Source organism: Paraburkholderia sp. SIMBA_053, assembly GCF_046534895.1.
Taxonomy (GTDB): Bacteria; Pseudomonadota; Gammaproteobacteria; order Burkholderiales; family Burkholderiaceae; genus Paraburkholderia; species Paraburkholderia caledonica.
This window is the reverse complement of the sequence record NZ_JAWRXU010001930.1, coordinates 1-229: the sequence shown is the minus strand read 5'-3', so window position 1 is coordinate 229 and position 229 is coordinate 1. Positions and strand designations below refer to the sequence as shown.

Genomic DNA, 229 nt, shown 5'->3' with positions numbered 1-229 from the left:
ATTACGAAGAGAACGAAGGCTTTCCGCCGCTGCGCATCCGTCCGGCGCAGATTTCCGTCGATGCGCCCATCCGTGTGCGCGGCGATGTGTCGAGCCAGTTCCTGACGGCGCTCCTGATGACCCTGCCGCTCGTGAAAACGGAAAGCGGCGAGACGATCGTCGAAGTAGCGGGCGAGCTCATTTCGAAGCCGTATATCGAGATCACGATCGCGCTGATGGCGCGCTTCGG

At 61.6% G+C, this 229-nt stretch carries 1 pseudogene; it reads left to right on the top strand.

The features are described 5' to 3' along the window. Positions 1–229: pseudogene (locus SB753_RS42275) on the top strand (3-phosphoshikimate 1-carboxyvinyltransferase); the annotation flags it as partial.